This is a genomic window from Testudinibacter sp. 'clade 2', assembly GCF_006227735.1.
Taxonomy (GTDB): domain Bacteria; phylum Pseudomonadota; class Gammaproteobacteria; order Enterobacterales; family Pasteurellaceae; genus Chelonobacter.
Genome location: NZ_VDHB01000270.1, coordinates 1 through 670, shown reverse-complemented (window position 1 = coordinate 670; position 670 = coordinate 1). Strand labels below are relative to the sequence as shown.

The window sequence follows — 670 nt, the reverse complement described above, 5'->3', positions numbered from 1 at the left end:
AATCGCTTCTGTCCATTTTTTCATCACTATTTTTCTACCTTATCTTGATTCCGGTCATTCCATTAAACAAAATTATAGAATAAAGATCGGCAAAAAGCCTAATACCGATTTTCTCTGTGTCCAACGAGTAGGTGTCAAAATACTATTTCCGCTAAACTTAAAATAATAAATGTTATTATTATGTAAATAATAAATAAATATAACGTTAATACAAGAGAGTTAATTTTTCCATTTTTTTGACGTAGGTCAAATAAATCGATTTGACAAAAAAATAATCAGTTGATCTGGGTTAATTCCCCTTAAAAATATTTGAAAACTTAAACAATAGTGATAAAATTCTGAGCAATTAACTTAATCCCTCACATTTATTGGAGCTATATCATGATTAAAGGTATTCAAATTACTCAAGCGGCTAACGACGCATTGTTAAACTCTTTCTGGTTGCTGGACAATGACAAAGGCGAAGCTCGTTGTTTATGTGCCAAAGGCGATTTTGCTGAAGATCAAGTGGTTGCGATCAACGAATTAGGTCAAATCGAATATCGCGAATTGCCGGTTGACGTAGCGCCGACAGTGAAAGTAGAAGGCGGTCAGCATTTGAACGTCAACGTATTACGCCGTGAAACGTTGGAAGATGCGGTCAAGAATCCTGAAAAATATCCGCAATTGA

The 670-nt window shown here is 34.6% G+C and carries 1 protein-coding gene; it reads left to right on the top strand.

Annotated features, from left to right (window positions below; translation table 11 throughout):
- Positions 1–381: 381 nt before the first annotated feature.
- Positions 382–670: autonomous glycyl radical cofactor GrcA (locus tag FHQ30_RS13165; protein WP_139625211.1), on the top strand; the 289-nt coding region annotated here is incomplete at its 3' end.